Below are 17,642 nucleotides of genomic sequence, written 5' to 3'. Positions count from 1 at the left end.
GCAGTAATTATGAAACATCAGCTTTAAGCTCAAGTATAATATCACGCAGCTCAGCAGCTTTTTCAAAATCAAGCGCTTTTGCTGCATCTTTCATTTCTTTTTCCATATTCTCGATTAATTTTAGCTTTTCTTTCTTCGGCAGTTTCGCCACGTTCGTTCCCTTTTCTTCATAAACCTCCTGATCTTCTGCAGCAACGGTAACTTTAATCACATCGCGAACATCTTTCCTGATCGTCGTTGGTGTGATGTGATGTGCTTCATTATATGCTATTTGTTTTTCCCGGCGGCGATTCGTTTCCTCAATCGCTACCTGCATCGAATGGGTTATGTTGTCAGCATACATAATAACCTCGCCGTTTTCATTTCGCGCTGCCCGGCCCATCGTTTGGATCAGGGAACGCTCTGACCGCAAAAATCCTTCTTTATCTGCATCCAATATCGCTACAAGCGAAACTTCAGGTATATCAAGTCCTTCACGCAACAAGTTAATCCCGACCAGTACATCGTATTTACCGATACGCAAGTCGCGAATAATTTCAATCCGTTCCAACGTCTTGATTTCCGAATGCAAATAGGCAACCTTTATGCCAATTTCTTTCAAATAGTCAGTCAGGTCCTCAGACATTTTTTTCGTTAATGTTGTCACAAGTACACGTTCGTTTCGCTCGGTTCGTTTATTAATTTCACCAATTAGATCATCAATTTGACCTTTAATCGGCCTTACATCAATTTCTGGATCCAATAGCCCTGTTGGCCGGATGATTTGCTCGGTCACTTCAGGTGAGTGTTCCATTTCATAAGGCCCGGGAGTTGCCGAGACATAAATAAGCTGGTTTGTTTGTTTTTCAAACTCGGCAAATTTTAATGGGCGGTTATCAAGTGCAGAGGGCAGCCGGAATCCATGATCAACTAAAACTTGCTTCCTTGCCCTGTCTCCATTATACATTCCTCTGATTTGCGGCAGTGTAACATGTGACTCATCAATAACTACCAAAAAGTCATCCGGGAAATAGTCCAGCAATGTATATGGTGTCGAGCCTGCTTCACGAAACGCCAAATGTCTGGAATAGTTCTCGATTCCAGAACAAAAGCCCATTTCCTCCATCATTTCAATATCATAATTAGTTCGTTGCTCCAAGCGCTGTGCCTCTAATAATTTATTCTCATCACGCAGCTCTTTTAGTCGTTCTGCCAATTCCTTTCTTATATTTTCTATTGCAATTTTCAATTTTTCTTCACGGGTAACGAAGTGGGATGCCGGAAATATCGCTACATGCTCCCGGTCGCCAATTATTTCACCAGTCAATGCATCTACTTCCCGAATCCGATCGATTTCATCACCGAAAAACTCGACCCGCATACAATGCTCCTCATGTGATGCCGGAATAATCTCAACCGAGTCCCCGCGCACACGAAACGTACCACGCTGGAAATCAATATCATTTCTGGCATATTGGATACCGACTAATTCGCGTAACAGCTGGTCACGGTCTTTTTCCATGCCCATCCGTAATGATAAAACCTGACTTCCATATTCCTCTGGTGAACCTAACCCGTAAATACAAGATACACTGGCAACGATCAATACATCATTCCGCTCAAATAGCGCCGAGGTTGCCGAGTGCCTTAATTTATCTATCTCATCATTGATACTTGCATCTTTTTCAATGAACGTATCCGTTGATGGTACATATGCTTCTGGCTGATAATAATCGTAATAACTGACAAAATATTCAACAGCATTGTTCGGGAAGTATTCCTTAAACTCACTATACAGCTGTCCGGCCAATGTTTTGTTATGGGCAATGACAAGTGTCGGCCGATTTATTTCCTTCACAACGTTTGATACGGTAAATGTCTTCCCGGTACCTGTTGCACCAAGCAGTGTCTGATGCCGCTGACCAGCCAGCACTTTTTCAACTAATTCCTTAATTGCTTTGGGTTGATCCCCCTCAGGTTCATAGTTAGCAACTAGTTCAAACTGTTTTTCCACAAGCCAGCCTCCGTTCTTTCGTCTGTAATCTATCATATCATAATTAACTTGAAATCTAATCTTCAACAGGAAAAAATGAATGTTCAGCTTCACTATGAAATTTCCATTATCTATTCTAACATAAACCGAACAAGTATTCGAGCATTTTGCATTGTGCTCTTTTGTCCATTGTACCCGAATGCTTGGCTAAAAAATCATGCGGAATAAAGCAAATTAAAAAACATCAGCCAATGGCTAATGTTTTTTAAATAATTCAGCTTGTAAGCACTTATCAATAATCTGATAAATTGGCTCCTTCATGAGGTTATCATGATACTCATTCATGTTTCTTCTGTGTATTTCCTGTTTACGTTTATCCGAAAAAAAAAGATTAAGCCCCCGCTCCAGTTCATTTATTGTGCTGGATATAATCAATCCTTGCTTTTCCAGGAGCCTGGCATTGATTTGTTCCTGACCCGGTAAAGGATTGTAAATAAAAATCGGTTTATACTTTTGCAAGCTTTCACTAATCGTTACCCCGCCCGGCTTGGTGACAACTGCATCCACCTTGTCGTACAGATCGTTCATTTCATCCTTGCTGGTAATATAAGAATATGGGGTTACGTTCGGTCTGTTCTGGCGAAGCAATTGTTTGTACAGGCTATCATTTTTACCGCAAAGCACATGATAGTGAATCCGGTTTACATTTGCTGAGCTGGCAAGTATCTGCCCAATTGCCCCAACTCCTAAACTTCCCCCCGTAACCAGTACGGCACGCTTATCGGATAGAGGCCGCTGTTTTCCCTGCCTGGTAACGGCTGGGTGAACCGGAATACCTGTTATGAAAATACGTTCCTTGCTAACGCCTCTTTCCATTAAAAATTTTCTTACATGAACGGTCGGTACAAAATGATAATCGATTTCTTCCAACCCCCAAACCCGATTAACGAAAAAATCCGTATAGACATTAATGATCATTTTATTAAGCTGTTTTTTCCTTTTTAATCTGCTGGCAATGTAAGAGGGAAGTGCATGGGTGCAAAAAATGATCGCTGGGTCTTTTTCGTTGATTAGCCGCCTTAAAAAATGTGAGAACAGTCCTTCATAGAGAAAATAATGACCGGTTTGCTGGCTCTTATTATATGCAACGTACTGGTAAAGGCGATTATAAACATTTGGAAATAATTTAATCCATGTTAAATAAGAGGACGAGACCACGCGCTCCATTTTTCCGTAGCTATAGGATAAAATATCAACCTTGTCGCAGTTCATGTTTCGCTCACATTTCGCCAGTTCCTGGATTAATGCGTCTGCAACATGATGATGTCCGGTTGGCAGTTGCATAAATGGTAAAAATAAAGCTTTTACCGTTTGGCTCATTCGATCATCTCCATTTAAGGGGTTGTTCAAAAAGTCCGGTAAAAATGACACATCGAGATAGGGAATCTTCGACTAAGTACCGACACGTCCTGTTCAAGCCCGCTGCTCGAAACTTCGCCGCCTCGAACTGCGACTACTGGACGTGCTAGTGTCGGCGTTGCAACAGGACATGGCGACCTTAGCCGGCCTTGGTCCTTTTTATCCTCTTTTTTGAACACGCACTTTAATCCCATCAATTACCTGTAAAACCATTGTCACTGGCATGTTATAATTGCCATTGGAGAGGAGTTTATACAATGTTGTTTATTCTTATTGTGCTTGTTATGGCGATAATTATTTTATTTTATAAAGCTTATAAAAACACGAAAGAGATTACCATAAATAAAATTTCAATCGGCACGGAGCAAACGAATCAAAACCAGCCATTATCAATCCTGCATCTTTCCGATATGCATTTGGAAAATATTTCGTTGAGTCCCCTCCTGTTGTCAGAAAAATTGCGTCATGAAACTATTGATATCATCGCCTTGACTGGTGACTTTTTAGATCGTAAGCGTAGTATTCCGAAGCTGAAGCCATATTTGAAAGTACTGAAGGAGTTGCAGCCCAGACACGGAATTTATGCGGTATTTGGCAATCATGATTACGTTCTGAAGGATGAAGATTTAAACGATCTGAAAAACCTGCTGGAAGCGTATGATTGTCACGTATTGCAAAATGCCAGTGAAACAATCGAAGTGAACGGCAGTACGATCAACATCATTGGAATTGATGATTATAGCACCGGCCGAAGCGACGTCCCGTTAGCATTTCACCGTGTTCAAAAAGGTACAAATATCATTTTAACCCATGACCCAACTGTAGTATTGGATATGGATAACCACAAATTTGATTATTTGATGGCGGGGCATTTTCATGGAGGACAAATCTGCTACCCTAAAGCATACCATCTGGCAAAAATGGGAAAACTTGCACGTCAGCACATTATTAAAGGACTGCACAAACAAGATAATATGCCTTATTACATTAGCGAAGGGCTAGGTCAAACCGGAATTAATATCCGCATTGGCAGCAGACCGGAAATCACCTTCCATAATATTGCCATTCAGTCAGATACCCCGCTTTAATAAAGTGGACGCTTTTCCCCACGGAATGTTAGCATTAGGCCCACTCGATGTGGGGCACAAGGACGAAGGCATAAGGATGTGACGTTCTTAGTCTTTGTTCCTATGATCGAATCTTTACGGCCAGTTGCCCCCCGGTACACTTTATAGAAATCCATAGGCATATGATAGGGGGCTTACTGATCGTTAAGGTGGGATAATTTATCTTTTGACATAAACAAATATACAGGATTATGATGACAAACTGCATTTGCTAAAAAATCACATACCACCTGTTCAACAGGTGGTTTGACTTAGCCCTATAAGGGCATGTTACTTGCAACGCCTTAAGGGCGTGGTTTCGCAAGCCGACTACATTTATTTATTTAGCTTATCTTCTATCATATCTGCATCGGTTTGGTTTTTTATATACTTCTTGATAACCTCTTCATTTCGACCGACGGTATCTACATAATACCCTCTTGCCCAAAAGTGTCTATTTCCTTTACTTTTGTATTCAGGATGTCGGTCGAATATCATCAATGCACTTTTTCCTTTTAAATATCCCATGAATGTTGATACGCTAAGCTTCGGTGGTATCTTCACACATAGGTGAACATGGTCAACAGAAACACTTCCCTTTACTATCTCAATTCCCTTATACTCGCAAAGTTTTCTGATGATCTCACGTATATCTTCCCTAAGTTTTCCATACATTGTTCTTCGTCTATATTTGGGAATAAACACAATATGGTACATGCAATTCCACTTCGTATGTGATAAACTTGATTTATCCAATTTTGGATTTCCTCCTCTAACTGACATCGGCTTCCGAAACCTTTGTCATTATACCAGAGGGGGATTTTTTTATCATACGTAAAGGTACTTCCACTTTTGTTCTCCCACGCATAGCGTGGGGCTTAATCTGGAGTTAATTGGTACAAATGTCCATTTTTTATACAGCATGTAATAGGGGTTGCTGATCGGAAAAATTTCAAACCCAAGTCGTTCAGCACCTCGATATAATGTTGTAATTCCGATTATTCCTTTAATTTCATTTGCTTTCCAATGAAGTCTGACATAACTATCCAGTATTGGTAAGGAACGTTTAATCATATGATAGACATACACACCACGCTTGATATCACCATTAACTTGCTTTAATTCATGCAGCATCTTTACATTGTGCAAATGAATTTTAAGTAATACATCATTCTTATTGATTTCTGTCCCATCTTGAAGTATTACCGGTTTGCCTTTATATCGCGTAAGCCTGACACGAAACAGTGTTTTCTTTTTATTTTGATCCATTACATATTGTAAGCGGGTAAAACGAAAATAAAGGGGATCCAGTACATTCCACATACTTAGTAAATGACTTTTCATTTTCCTGTCCTTTCTCCATTCCATCATCAATAGTTTGTTTTAAAGGAAAGAAAATATCAAAGGAATTTTTTAGAGGATGTTCAAAATGTCACCAAATCGATCACTATTTTTTGGCAGCCTTTAAATCCCGCGGGAAATGGCATTTAATTTTAAAAAGATAGTTTGATTCCTGGAATTTTGATAACATTTATTTTAAGATCATGGCCTTAAAACGTTTTGGGGCCGAAGCCGGATACAGTACAATCAAACCATTTCTATTCACGTACAAGGAGGGAGTACTTTGAAGGTATGTAGTAGTGAGGGAATATTCTTGGCTGCCAAAAAAACGCGTCATGTTTTTCTTGATAATAATGTCAAGCTTTGTACGTTTACCCTTTTTCAATATCGGTAATATAAGCGATCATTCCGATAAAAACATCGGTGCCCTTTTCGCTCCATTTTTAATCCAAAATGATCTAGCTGCATTCGTAAAACCAATCTAATGATTCGGGGTTTCCGATTGGTCTGAAAATACTTGCTGCAGTATATAAATGATCATGCAAATTGTGATAAATAAAAATCCCCATCCGAGCACTTTTTGCTGATCTTCCAAGTAATTGTTACATATTTGAATTGGTGTATCGATGTATAGCCATGCCATTAGTCCGAACATTGGCAAGTAATTTAAATAAACAAAACTTTTACCGACTATTTTTAGCTTGCACCAGCTATCCCGTAAACACAATCCCGCTAAAAAGGGGAGACTTATAAATTTGAACAGCTCCATATACCAAAGGCTGACTGCCTCATCTAATACACGGGGGAGCATCCAATACATGGTAATAATAATGAACAACAAGATACCTGGGATGCCACTCGCATTCCATTTTGTAAAAAAATTGATGAATTTCCCAATAAAAATTCCGCCCATCAGCCAACCTGCCACAATCAGTAATGGCAGCTGGACGAGCATATGGAACAGCATAACCGATTCTAAAAAATGAACAACAGGTGGGATCATTAACAACCCATACAAGCTAAGGCCAATTCCTGCCTGCTTCATTATCGGCTCCCCCTTTTTTTAAATCATGCAAGTTTTTTCTTACTAAAGTCGCTGCCAGCATTCAATGTATTTCGATTCATTAGAAAACGCACAAAATGCCAGACAAAAATGGAAACAGCCATGACCAAACAGATTCCGGAAACGGCACCAAATTGTGCTGGTCCTATCCAATCCGGGAAATGTGTGGCCCAGCGTCTTGGTGTACTAATAGCTCCAGAAACGAGGAATGATCCGCTTACCCCCATAATCCCCAGTATATAGATAACAAACGCCATTTTATCAAGCATATTTATTCGCATATTACATTCAACTTTTGCCACATAATACATAAATCCGAATATCATCGCAAGCGCACCGAGTCCCATATACATATGAAAATGACCTGGTACCCATTTTGTATTATGCATCACATGGTTGACAACAATTGTTGCATCAATAATTGCTGGCACAACCCCAAGCACCCAGCCGAACATCGCGACGTACGTTAACCCTGACGCCATGTCCCACTTAATCCCTGACTTATATACGATCATTAAAGCACCATACGCTGTAACAACCAATACAGGCAAACCATTCGAATATGATAGAACCTGCGCCATAATCAATGTCCATTTTGGCATAACGGAATCCATCAGCAAATGGTGTGTATAGATAATTAACGTAAATACAGTCGACATTGTCCAGGCAACCAAAAATGATTTACTCGACTTCCATGGCCGATCCGTATATTTCTGCAAGATTTCATATACAGCAATCACAGCCATGTATATAACCGCATTGGCAAAAATGTGTCCGAATGCATATGTCAGGTTTTTAGCAAGTAATGGATCAAAGGTAAAACTTGGATTGATCACATTAATAATATTCATTATCAGTACAACCGCACCAGCTGTAATTGCGGTCGTGTTTACAATTGTCACCATTGTGCTTGCTACAACAGCCCCGGGCGGTGCGTCTTGTTCAGCCTTTTTGCCAGCAATTACATCCCAGCCAAGTCCTTTGCCCAGACTGCCATATTTTTTAATAATTGCCCGGCCGGCATCAAGATAGAAGAGCAAAAACCCAATTCCCAAAACGAGCATTCCGCCAAGATATAGCAATGCTCCAATCGTTCCCCATGCATTTGCTGACAGAGCCGGCAGCGGATATAAGAACGTCCATGCGCTGGCATATTCGAAGGAAAAAACACCAATGATAACCATTACGACACCAATTAAAAATAAAGCTAAATTTATCCTCAATATTTTTTGAGATAATGTTACATATTTATTTAGAAAATACCACATGATTGCAGCGGCAGCTAATGCAGCAACCCCTATCATTCCTGTTCCATGTATCGTCAGAAACTGATAGAATGTAGCCGGTGGCAAATTAATAACACCACCTTGCTGCAGGAGCATCAAAATCCCAAAGATCATCATGGCAATAACAATAATTCCACTGATTGCCAGATAGGTAACAACTTGATTATTCCGCGTTTTTTCAGCTACTTGATTTACATTCATGTTTAACACCTCCGTCTATTTGACTAGTTGACTTCAAATTTCTGAACCATAGCATGATGCGCCAGACCGCAATACTCCAAGCAGAGCACCTGATATGCCCCTGGTTTGTCAAAGGTGATATACACTTTGTTCGTGTAATCCGGCATTGCTTGGGTTTGGGCAATTAAGGTCATATTTTCATCATAAATTCCAAATCCGTGATTCACGTCACTACTTGTTACATGGAATTCAATCGGTTCTCCAGCCGCAAATTCCGTTTTACTCATCTTGAATGCAAACTGTATCGCCTCTACCTCAACTACTGTCGGTTCGTTTTCTTCCCCATACACTGGTATGTCGTACGGTAACTCCCTTAATGTATAAATCGTTACGGCCAGCATAAAAACGACCAATGCTGTACCATAAAAATTCCGCGCCTCATACCATTTCTTTTTAATAGGCTCATATGGCCTCCGCTCCCTCGATTTAAGTGCAACAATACCAAAAACCATTACAATAACCATCATAAAAAACAATGTTGTTACCCATGCCACGGTTTGAACACTCACCGTAAAACCTCCTTCATCATTCAATTTTTGCGTTTCCAATTAAAAAGTCCTATAAATATAGCAGTGATCGGCTATATCATATAAAATTTTATCGCTTTATCTAGTGATCCAAATCACTAAAAACCATTTATTTTTTTGAATTTAAGGAGTTTTTCTATTATTATAGTTTACACTGTGAATACGGTGTTAATCGGGTTAATAGGCGAACAACAAAAAAAGATAAAGATACACGTTTAAAGTGTAACTTTATCTTTTAGTTATGTCTGAGACTTGTGGTACGGGATGATGTTCCGCCCGGTTTTGGACGATATTCCCGTGATACCAGGCAATGCGGACGTGATTCTGGACGATGTGCACACATTCCATTTGATTTGTGCGCGGTTCCTGTCGATCTGCCGGCATTCCAGTTGATGTTCCGGCTATCCAGTCGATGTTCTCGCAATTCCGGTTGATGCTCTGCATTTCTGGACGATATTCCTGCGGTTCCGGTCGATGTCTCATATTTCCTGACGATATCCTTGCATTTCCGGTCGATATTCTAGCGGTTCCTGTCGATGTCGTAAACATGCTCAGCTCTCTGGGTGTTGTTCCACCGCCCTGATGTCAATTCAATTCAGCCTTTTCTTTCCATTTGCGTTCACCGTTCCGGTACTTCTCTTTCGTAAACACAATGCCTAATTCATGATGATCTCCCTGATAGAGTGCACTCTTTATGAAACGAACCTCACCAGAATCATCCACAACCTCCAGCTTGAAAAATGCGCCACTTGCTTGTAATGCATGATAAAATTCGGCTACATCATTTACCTTTTTGCCATTGACCTTATGAATTGTTTCACCGATAAGAATGCCTAATCGATCTGCAGGTGTATCCGGAATAATAGCCAGTACTTTCAATCCCTTTCCGGATCCATGAAAATAGGGTATGTTTTCCTTATCATGAATCCGATGCCGATAACCGATATACTCCCTGCCTAAAACAGCAATAATAACGGCAGCTAGTGAAAGCCAGGAAACAAACACACTTCCGGCAGCGAATAATAAAACCAGCACACCAAGCGTACCGATTGAATTGGCCAATTTTCTCCTAACCTGGTATGGTGCATGTCCTCTAACCACATGATCAAAGCCAAGCAGAAATGGAACCAGCAGCAAACTGTATGTATCCCCACCTAATGAAAAATACGGCCAAAAAGGGGCAAATGTTGTTATTAATCCAGACGGCACCAAGACAAAAAATGGAATGACACTCAATTTCTTTATATGATGCTGGCCAACCCATTTCCCGCGATTCCCCAAAACCAAATCGGGAAATGACTCATTTCGTTTGACCCGCAATACTAACACAGCCTCTACAAGTAGCAACAGGCCCAACAATATAACCAACCCGGTAAAGTTAGCTTCTGTAAGCAGGTCTGTATCAAGATTAATATACGTTTGCTTCTCCAAAAAGTATGGGATAAATAATAATAAAAAGTAAGTAAATCCAATGGTATAGCTTGGCGAAAGAAGGTTCAATCTTAAACCAAGACCGAGTACAATAGTAACAATGCTTAACAAGAATATAGTTTCATACGAAAAAGCAATCCCGATACCCAAAACAAGCACTGACAGACTAATCCCTGTAACAAGCGAAACAAGCCATGTATTTTTACATTCTGAAAACACATCGAACACTTTAGTTCCAAAGTTCATTCGTTCCTTTTTGATTCTGGCCATACCACTTAAGACAACTATAATAATTGCCCAATACAATAATGGATTTAAAAATAGCTTGCCAATCCCTTTTGCCAATTCCATTAACCATGCTTCTATCAATATGATCACCTTCCAGCAGCTAAATATCCACTTCTTATATTCGGGATATAGCGAGCTAGTTCCTGCTATTCGTATCCGTAATTCCTATTTTACCACGATATTACTTCCGAAACACAACCAATCCGCGAGTTTCCCCGCGGATTTGTTTATTTATATAGTTCTTCCAGCGCTTTAGCCATTTGCTGATCATCATCGCCACTGCGAATATGATCAACAATTTGTGCTTCAATCAATCCGGCTGTTTCCTTGTCAATCTTGCCTGTTGCTTGTAAATCATTATCCTGCTGAAATTGCTTAACGGCTTTTTCGGTTTCTTTGTTAAAATAACCATCCTTTCGCCCAGGTTCATAACCTAATCCAAGTAGCATGATCTGAATGTTTTTTATATTATCACCTGTATGATTATAGGTTAGCTGCTTATCTATTTGAACAGGATTCGAATAAAAGTAATCGGCTTGTTTTACTTTAATTGTCGGTTCTACCCCTTTTTCATGAATCCAATTTCCTTCAGGCGAAAGCCACTTATAAAATGTTAACTTAATTGTGCTGCCATCACCCATGGGAACAGCTTGCTGTACCGTACCCTTACCAAAGCTCTTCGTCCCAACGATATCATACCCGGCTTCTTTCATTGCTACAGCAAGAATTTCCGAAGCCGACGCACTTCCTTCATCAATGACAACACTGACCGGATAATCCTTCTTCTCCTTTAAATCCGAATAATATGGTGTCTTCTCTCCGTTTTGGTCTTCAATCTGAACATATGGCACATCTTTTGTAATAAACAATTTTAAAATATCTTCCACGGCATTAAAGAGACCTCCTGGATTGCCTCGCACATCAATGACTAATCCTTCTATTCCATCTTCCTCAAGCTTTGTTAATTGCTCCTTGAATTCCGTTGCTGTATTCTCAGAAAACGTAGTAATTTCGAGGATACCAGTCTTTTTACCGTCAATTTCTTTTTCTTTGGAATAAACTGTTTCTACCGGAATATCGTCTCGTTTGATCGTAACATCAAATGGCTCTGAAACGCCTGGACGCTGCACTTGTAAAACAACTTTGGAACCTTTTTTCCCACGAATCTTTTCAACAGCCTCGTACAGTTCCAATCCCTCAACACTTTCCTTATCAACTTTTAAAATTTGATCATTTGGCCGCAATCCTGCCTCTTCGGCCGGAGAATCTTTGATTGGTGCAATGATGGTAACTTTTCCATTAACCATACTTACCTCCGCACCGATCCCTTCAAAGGATGATTCAATTGTTTCATTGAATTGTTCCATTGTTTCAGCATCCATATATGTACTGTAAGGGTCATCCAATGTGCCTAACATCCCTTTTACAGCACCCTCAATCAGCTCCTGATCCTTAACATCCTTTAAATAATGCTTTTTAATTAAATTGAAGGCTTGGACAACTTTATCCATATTTTTAGGTTGTTCCATTTCCTCATTATCCTTGTCCAAAGGCAAATCAATGTCCGCTTTGTGGTCTTGCTCCGCCTGATCCGGCTGTGCTAACTTAACGCCAGCAAAACCACCAGCAAAACCTAGAACAAGTGCCGCAATCAAAATAAAAATATACTGTTTTTTGAATTTCATCATTTCACCCCAATTTTTATTTTTTTCTGATTGGTGGTTCCTGTTCCCATATGTCAAGTAAAAGAGAAGTTATTTCCATCAATACGTTTTGATTCAAAGTTTATAGGAAAAGGCATCACACCGTAATGTGCGATGCCTTTAATAATATATTTTATGCTTTAAAAATGCAAATATCATTAAAATGTTAGTAGAGATACGGTGATTGCAATGGATTTACTGAATTACTCTTAGCTGCATTCCAACCACCTTTATGGATTTCAAAATGTAAATGTGGACCTGTTGAATTTCCAGTATTACCTGAAGCTCCAATCGTTTGCCCCTTGCTTACGCTTTGTCCAGCCGAAACTGAAATACTGCTTAAATGTGCATAAAGGGTAGTATACGTTACACCGTCAATTGAATGAGCTACCAGTATAACATTGCCATAGCCATTCATCATACCATCATATTCCGTGTTAGTAGAAATAACAACACCCGGTGCTGCGGCTGAAACCGCTGTTCCAACTCCTACACCAAAATCAATACCTGCATGTAGAGTCCCCCAGCGGCTTCCGTACCCTGAAGTAATCGGTCCGGAAACAGGGAAGCTAAACATGGCACCCCCATTTGAACTGTTGAGTGTTGGAGGCGCTGAAGAACTAGAGCTTGTTTGATTACTCCTTGCCTTTGCAGCTTGTTCCTTAGCTTTTTGTTCCAACTCGTTTTGCTTTTGTTTTGCCAGTTCTATTGCTTTGCTGGTTGCTTCTGCTTGAGCACGTAAAATTTCCTGTTCATCTTCCAAGGATACTTTATAATCTTCCAGATGCTCATGTTCTTCTTCCAATTGAGCCTTTAGTTTTTCTTTTTCAGCTGCTTGTTCATCCAATTGGCCTTTTAGTGACTCCAATTCTTTCTTTTGATTCTCTAATGCAGCTTTTTTGGTTTCTACTTCTTTTTTATTTTCCTGTACTTCAGCTTTTTTCGCTTCCATAGCTCTTTTGTCTGCTTCCAGTTCTTCCATTATACTTTTATCAGAATCCATGATGGTGTTCACAGCCGATGATCTGCTGACAAAATCACCAAAGCTTTGAGAGCCAAGTATAACCTCCATATACTTCATGCTTCCCCCACTTTTCTGGATTGCACGGAGGCGTTCCTTAAGTAAGTTTTCCCGCTCTTTGATGCTTTTTTGTAATTCCTTAATTTCTTCCTTTAACTGTTCAATTTTTGCTTTCAATTGCTCAATTTCATCGTTTGTTGACTTAATTTCGTCTTCCTTTTTCTGGATCTTATTTTTGGTATCGGAAAGTTTTTGGTCTATCCCCTTTATTTGACTTTCCACATTATCCTGTTTCGACAAATTTTTATCAATCTTCTGTTCGGCAGCACTTTTTTTATTGGTAACCTCGCCCTGTTTTTCTTTTAATTGGTCCTTTTCCTTTTCCAACTGATTGATCTGATCATTTACATCGTCCATTGACTTTGCTTCAACATGACTGAAGCTTGCAAAACTTGTCCCTGCACACAGGAACCCGACAAGTATGTATGAGGCTGTTCGTTTCATCTCGCATCTCCTTCTCCTGTTGTAAATATTTCTCTGGATTATGTTTTTTCAAAAAGCTGCCAAATCTTTGTTTACCGCTTTGCATTTGGCAACTTTTTGAAGGACCTCTATTAAACTTTCAAGAATTTGCGGACACTCATCACACTTCCCCAAATACCAATCAATCCACCAATTACGAGAATAATGAGTGATAATTGCCAGGCAAATGGGTTAAACGGCAATAATTCAACAAAACTAAATTTAAGGTTAAATCTTTCACTAAGATTATTTTCCAAGTAATAGTAACCACCGAGAATTGCTGCAATCGGAATGATCGAACCGAATATTCCAAGAAGCATTCCTTCCACGAAAAACGGCCAGCGGATAAATCCGTTTGTTGCACCAACCAATTTCATGATGCCTATTTCCTTACTTCGCGCCATGATTGTCAGTTTGATCGTATTCGAAATAAGGAAAATCGCAGTAAATACCAAACCAGCAATTAATACAAGCCCGATATTGCGCGCATATTGATTAAATTGAAATAATCGATTGACGACATCTTTTCCGTAATTAACTTCCTGAACATTATCAAAATCGGCAATATCGTTCGCCACGTCGATTGTGTCCAGCGGGTCTTTTGTTTTAACAATAAATACATGGTTCAGCGGGTTATCCTGTTCAAATAATTGCCATGAATCCCCTTCCTTCCCCATGCTTTTGACCAAGCCTTCCAATTGTTCATCCTTTGACGAAAACTCAACTTTATCAACTTCATCCATTTTTTCAATGTTGTCACCTAATTGCTTAATCTGATCTTCTTTTGCAGTAAGGTCGATCAATACATTTATTTCAACATCATCTTCAATGTTGTCTGCCATTTTATTCAGATTAAGCATCAGAGCAAGAAACACACCAACTAAAATCAAAGTTGTTGTAACGGCTCCGATTGAGGCAACCGTCATCCAGCCATTACGAAAAATATTCTTTATGCCCTCACGAAAGTGGCGCTTTAATGTTCTAAATTTCATAGCCGTATTCACCTCGTTGCTCGTCCCTTACAATTAACCCGTCCTCTACTGCAATAACACGTTTTTTAATTGTATTGACAATTTCTTTGCTGTGTGTGGCCATGATAACGGTCGTACCTCTGGAGTTGATTTCTTCAAAGATCCGCATAATTCCCCATGATGTATCAGGGTCCAGATTTCCTGTTGGTTCATCCGCAATAACAATTTTCGGATGATTCACTATTGCCCGGGCAATGGAAACGCGCTGCTGTTCCCCGCCTGATAATTCGTCAGGGATAGACCGGGCTTTACTTTTCAGTCCTACAAGTTCCAGAACCTCCATTACCCGTTTACGTATCATACGAGGTGATTCTTCAATAACCTCTAATGCAAAAGCAATATTTTCATAGACTGATAGTTTCGGCAGCAACTTAAAATCCTGAAAAATAACGCCAATATTGCGCCTTAAAAAGGGAACTTTTCTTTCTTTTAACCGTTGCATATCCGTATTATTAATAATAATTGACCCTTTAGATGCTTTTACTTCCCGGTACATCAGCCTGACAAAGGTTGATTTACCTGCTCCGCTTGGTCCGACTATGTAAACAAATTCACCTTGTTCAATCCTTATATTGACACCACTAAGTGCTGTCACACCGTTCGGATATGTTTTTGAAACATCTTTCATTGTTATCATATTTGAATCACCTTTTAATTTATTGTTGTGTACTCTAAGATGTCGAAGCTTCGTATAAATAAAAACAATATCTCACTTTTATTCATATTTATTTGATTAACACTCCTATAGTATAACATTTTTCAACAGGATTTTTAGACAAAATAATATTACATTTTCATTTCAAATGCTGTAATTTTTTTACTCCTGTGAAAATAATGGAAGTTTTTAAAGAAGTGAATTTTTTCGGGGAAGCCTGGTGCTGGACGCAGCCCATCCCATAAACTTTATAAATTCCTGAAGAACAAAAAGCCTGGCCCATATAAAAGTTGGGTCAAGCTTTCCTATACGTTAAACCATCAATTGTAACGTCAGTACCAGGTCATTTCTGGTCTGCAAGCCACGAAGCAATTAAATCTACATCATCACCAGTGGCCATTCCTCCAGGCATTGTTCCTTGATCGCCTTCTTTACCATTTTCGATAATATCGACAATCTCTTCCTTGGAATACTTGGATCCTACATCCGTTAAAGCTGGACCCGCACCACCGGATAAATCAGCGCCATGACAAGATGCACAACTGCTTTCAAACGCTTCCTGAGCAGCTGAAGCGTCCACTGTACCACCATTATCTGATGATCCATTTTCTTCTGTGGCATTGTCACCGTTATCTGCATTGTTGTCACCTGCGTTGTCATCCCCACCGCCGCCGCAAGCTCCGAGCACTAATGCAGATCCGAAAAGAACTGTAAATAGCCATTTCTTCATGCTTCAATCCCCCTAACAAAAGATTTTTTAACTATCACATTTATTATAACCATTTTATAAAAATTTAAAACCCTAGTACGGGGCGGGAAATGTTAACTTATAGCCAAAATGTACCAATGTCAATGCTTTTGCGAATTGTGTCTATTTCATGAATTTGTTTTACTATCACAAATGGAGCAGTTTAATTAATCTGGGAACGCAAGTAGGCATCAATAAACGGGTCAATATTCCCGTCCATTACTCCTTGTGTATTACCGACTTCGACATTTGTCCGGTGATCTTTGACCATGGAATATGGATGAAAAACATACGAACGAATTTGACTGCCCCAGCCAATTTCTTTTTGTTCGCCACGAATATCATTTAGCTCCTGCTGCTGGCGTTCAATCTCCAACTGGTACAATTTTGCCTTCAGCATCTTCATTGCCTGTTCCCGGTTCTGAATTTGCGATCGTTCTGATTGACAAGTAACGACTATATTTGTCGGTATATGCGTAATTCTAACAGCCGAATCAGTCGTATTTACATGCTGACCACCTGCACCACTGGAGCGATACGTGTCAATTTTCAGATCCTCTGTCTTGATGTCAATCGCAATTTCATCATTAAACTCTGGCATCACGTCACAAGAAACGAATGATGTATGTCTCCTGCCTGATGAATCAAAAGGAGAGATCCTTACTAATCGGTGGACACCTTTTTCTGCTTTTAAATACCCGTAAGCATTATGCCCTTTGATTAACAAGGTCACACTTTTCACGCCAGCTTCATCCCCAGGCAAATAATTTAGTGTCTCTACTTTAAAATCTTTATCCTCCGCCCAGCGCTGGTACATTCTTAGTAACATGCTTGCCCAGTCCTGTGATTCGGTTCCTCCAGCACCAGGATGAAGTTCCAATAATGCATTGTTTGCATCATACGGCTCACTTAACAGCATTTGCAATTCAAATTTATTTACTTTTTCGCGCAGGTTATTAATCCCGTTTTCCAAATCGGCAAATAGTTCCGGATCGTTCTCTTCTTTTACGAGCTCATAGCTTACTTGCAAATCATCCAGCTTTTCTTCAAGTTCGGTAAAATTATCGACATAGCCTTTTAAGCCATTTGTCTCAGTAATAATTTTTTGGGCAGCGTTTTGATCATCCCAAAAATCAGGGGCTGTCATCTCCTGCTCCAATTCTTCAATTCGGTCTTTCTTTGTCTCTAAGTCAAAGAGACCCCCTAAAATCGGCAATACGCGCCATAATGTTTTCTAATTCATGATTAATTTCCACTAATTCCATTCTCTTCACCTCGTTCGTTATTTT

The 17,642-nt window shown here is 39.7% G+C and carries 16 protein-coding genes; 1 reads left to right on the top strand and 15 read right to left on the bottom strand.

From position 1 onward, the window contains the following. Positions 1-7: 7 nt before the first annotated feature. Together uvrB and CZ382_RS20410 are read right to left on the bottom strand one after the other, a co-directional pair. Positions 8-1,993, bottom strand: coding sequence for an excinuclease ABC subunit UvrB (gene uvrB / locus CZ382_RS20415; RefSeq protein WP_088052973.1), 1,986 nt, complete (start codon positions 1,991-1,993; stop codon positions 8-10). Positions 1,994-2,227: 234 nt separating this feature from the next. Continuing rightward, positions 2,228-3,352: an MGDG synthase family glycosyltransferase gene (locus CZ382_RS20410; protein WP_088052972.1), complete on the bottom strand. Its 1,125-nt coding sequence runs from the start codon at positions 3,350-3,352 to the stop codon at positions 2,228-2,230. A 296-nt stretch (positions 3,353-3,648) separates the two neighbouring features. Here CZ382_RS20410 and CZ382_RS20405 point away from each other — a divergent pair, with 296 nt between their 5' ends. Next, positions 3,649-4,479 (top strand): metallophosphoesterase, encoded by an 831-nt coding sequence (locus CZ382_RS20405; protein ID WP_088052971.1) that lies wholly within the window; start codon positions 3,649-3,651, stop codon positions 4,477-4,479. A gap of 354 nt (positions 4,480-4,833) precedes the next feature. Here CZ382_RS20405 and tnpA read toward each other — a convergent pair whose 3' ends face one another. From tnpA to prfB, 13 genes are all read right to left on the bottom strand, one after another. Continuing rightward, complete coding sequence (gene tnpA, locus CZ382_RS20400; RefSeq protein WP_268811323.1) at positions 4,834-5,253, bottom strand: IS200/IS605 family transposase; 420 nt, start codon at positions 5,251-5,253, stop codon at positions 4,834-4,836. Positions 5,254-5,325: 72 nt separating this feature from the next. Next, a complete protein-coding gene (locus CZ382_RS20395; protein WP_088052970.1) occupies positions 5,326-5,841 on the bottom strand; it encodes a YkoP family protein in 516 nt (171 codons plus the stop codon). 478 nt (positions 5,842-6,319) lie between these two features. Beyond that, positions 6,320-6,883, bottom strand: a complete 564-nt coding sequence (locus CZ382_RS20385) for a hypothetical protein (RefSeq protein ID WP_188725562.1) — start codon at positions 6,881-6,883, stop codon at positions 6,320-6,322. 23 nt (positions 6,884-6,906) lie between these two features. Continuing rightward, complete coding sequence (locus CZ382_RS20380) at positions 6,907-8,388, bottom strand: cbb3-type cytochrome c oxidase subunit I (RefSeq protein ID WP_088052967.1); 1,482 nt, start codon at positions 8,386-8,388, stop codon at positions 6,907-6,909. A gap of 23 nt (positions 8,389-8,411) precedes the next feature. Beyond that, positions 8,412-8,936, bottom strand: coding sequence for a cupredoxin domain-containing protein (locus CZ382_RS20375; protein ID WP_235000483.1), 525 nt, complete (start codon positions 8,934-8,936; stop codon positions 8,412-8,414). Between the two features lie 246 nt (positions 8,937-9,182). After that, positions 9,183-9,503 (bottom strand): hypothetical protein, encoded by a 321-nt coding sequence (locus tag CZ382_RS20370; RefSeq protein ID WP_088052966.1) that lies wholly within the window; start codon positions 9,501-9,503, stop codon positions 9,183-9,185. 36 nt (positions 9,504-9,539) lie between these two features. Continuing rightward, positions 9,540-10,754 carry a PDZ domain-containing protein gene (locus tag CZ382_RS20365; protein ID WP_088052965.1) on the bottom strand — a complete coding sequence of 405 codons (1,215 nt, stop codon included), beginning with the start codon at positions 10,752-10,754 and terminating at the stop codon, positions 9,540-9,542. Between the two features lie 146 nt (positions 10,755-10,900). Next, on the bottom strand, positions 10,901-12,358 hold the full coding sequence (locus tag CZ382_RS20360) for a S41 family peptidase (protein WP_188725561.1): 1,458 nt from the start codon (positions 12,356-12,358) through the stop codon (positions 10,901-10,903). A 184-nt stretch (positions 12,359-12,542) separates the two neighbouring features. Continuing rightward, positions 12,543-13,901, bottom strand: a complete 1,359-nt coding sequence (locus tag CZ382_RS20355; RefSeq protein WP_088052964.1) for a murein hydrolase activator EnvC family protein — start codon at positions 13,899-13,901, stop codon at positions 12,543-12,545. Between the two features lie 110 nt (positions 13,902-14,011). Continuing rightward, entirely contained in the window at positions 14,012-14,911 is a 900-nt protein-coding gene (gene ftsX / locus CZ382_RS20350) for a permease-like cell division protein FtsX (protein ID WP_088052963.1), read from the bottom strand. Then, a complete protein-coding gene (gene ftsE / locus CZ382_RS20345) occupies positions 14,901-15,587 on the bottom strand; it encodes a cell division ATP-binding protein FtsE (protein ID WP_088052962.1) in 687 nt (228 codons plus the stop codon). The genes ftsX and ftsE overlap by 11 nt, the downstream gene beginning before the upstream one ends. A gap of 361 nt (positions 15,588-15,948) precedes the next feature. Continuing rightward, positions 15,949-16,335, bottom strand: coding sequence for a cytochrome c551 (cccB, locus tag CZ382_RS20340; RefSeq protein ID WP_088052961.1), 387 nt, complete (start codon positions 16,333-16,335; stop codon positions 15,949-15,951). A gap of 181 nt (positions 16,336-16,516) precedes the next feature. Further along, a protein-coding gene (gene prfB, locus CZ382_RS20335) for a peptide chain release factor 2 (protein WP_102416309.1) occupies positions 16,517-17,618 on the bottom strand; the annotation gives its coding sequence in 2 pieces (ribosomal slippage) (positions 16,517-17,545 and positions 17,547-17,618; 1,101 coding nt in all). Positions 17,619-17,642 lie beyond the last annotated feature (24 nt).

The sequence above is a fragment of the Virgibacillus dakarensis genome, assembly GCF_900155625.1.
GTDB classification, from domain to species: domain Bacteria; phylum Bacillota; class Bacilli; order Bacillales; family Amphibacillaceae; genus Lentibacillus_C; species Lentibacillus_C populi.
The sequence above is the reverse complement of the archived record's forward strand: the minus strand, read 5'-3'. Positions and strand labels throughout refer to the sequence as shown.

Coding starts and splice junctions, on each gene's coding strand:
- CZ382_RS20385 (WP_188725562.1), bottom strand. CDS start 6,883: ATGAAGCAGGCAGGAATTGGCCTTAGCTTGTATGGGTTGTTAATGATC.
- cccB (WP_088052961.1), bottom strand. CDS start 16,335: ATGAAGAAATGGCTATTTACAGTTCTTTTCGGATCTGCATTAGTGCTC.
- CZ382_RS20410 (WP_088052972.1), bottom strand. CDS start 3,352: ATGAGCCAAACGGTAAAAGCTTTATTTTTACCATTTATGCAACTGCCA.
- CZ382_RS20355 (WP_088052964.1), bottom strand. CDS start 13,901: ATGAAACGAACAGCCTCATACATACTTGTCGGGTTCCTGTGTGCAGGG.
- CZ382_RS20370 (WP_088052966.1), bottom strand. CDS start 9,503: ATGTTTACGACATCGACAGGAACCGCTAGAATATCGACCGGAAATGCA.
- CZ382_RS20360 (WP_188725561.1), bottom strand. CDS start 12,358: ATGAAATTCAAAAAACAGTATATTTTTATTTTGATTGCGGCACTTGTT.
- CZ382_RS20380 (WP_088052967.1), bottom strand. CDS start 8,388: ATGAATGTAAATCAAGTAGCTGAAAAAACGCGGAATAATCAAGTTGTT.
- CZ382_RS20405 (WP_088052971.1), top strand. CDS start 3,649: ATGTTGTTTATTCTTATTGTGCTTGTTATGGCGATAATTATTTTATTT.
- ftsX (WP_088052963.1), bottom strand. CDS start 14,911: ATGAAATTTAGAACATTAAAGCGCCACTTTCGTGAGGGCATAAAGAAT.
- ftsE (WP_088052962.1), bottom strand. CDS start 15,587: ATGATAACAATGAAAGATGTTTCAAAAACATATCCGAACGGTGTGACA.
- CZ382_RS20395 (WP_088052970.1), bottom strand. CDS start 5,841: ATGAAAAGTCATTTACTAAGTATGTGGAATGTACTGGATCCCCTTTAT.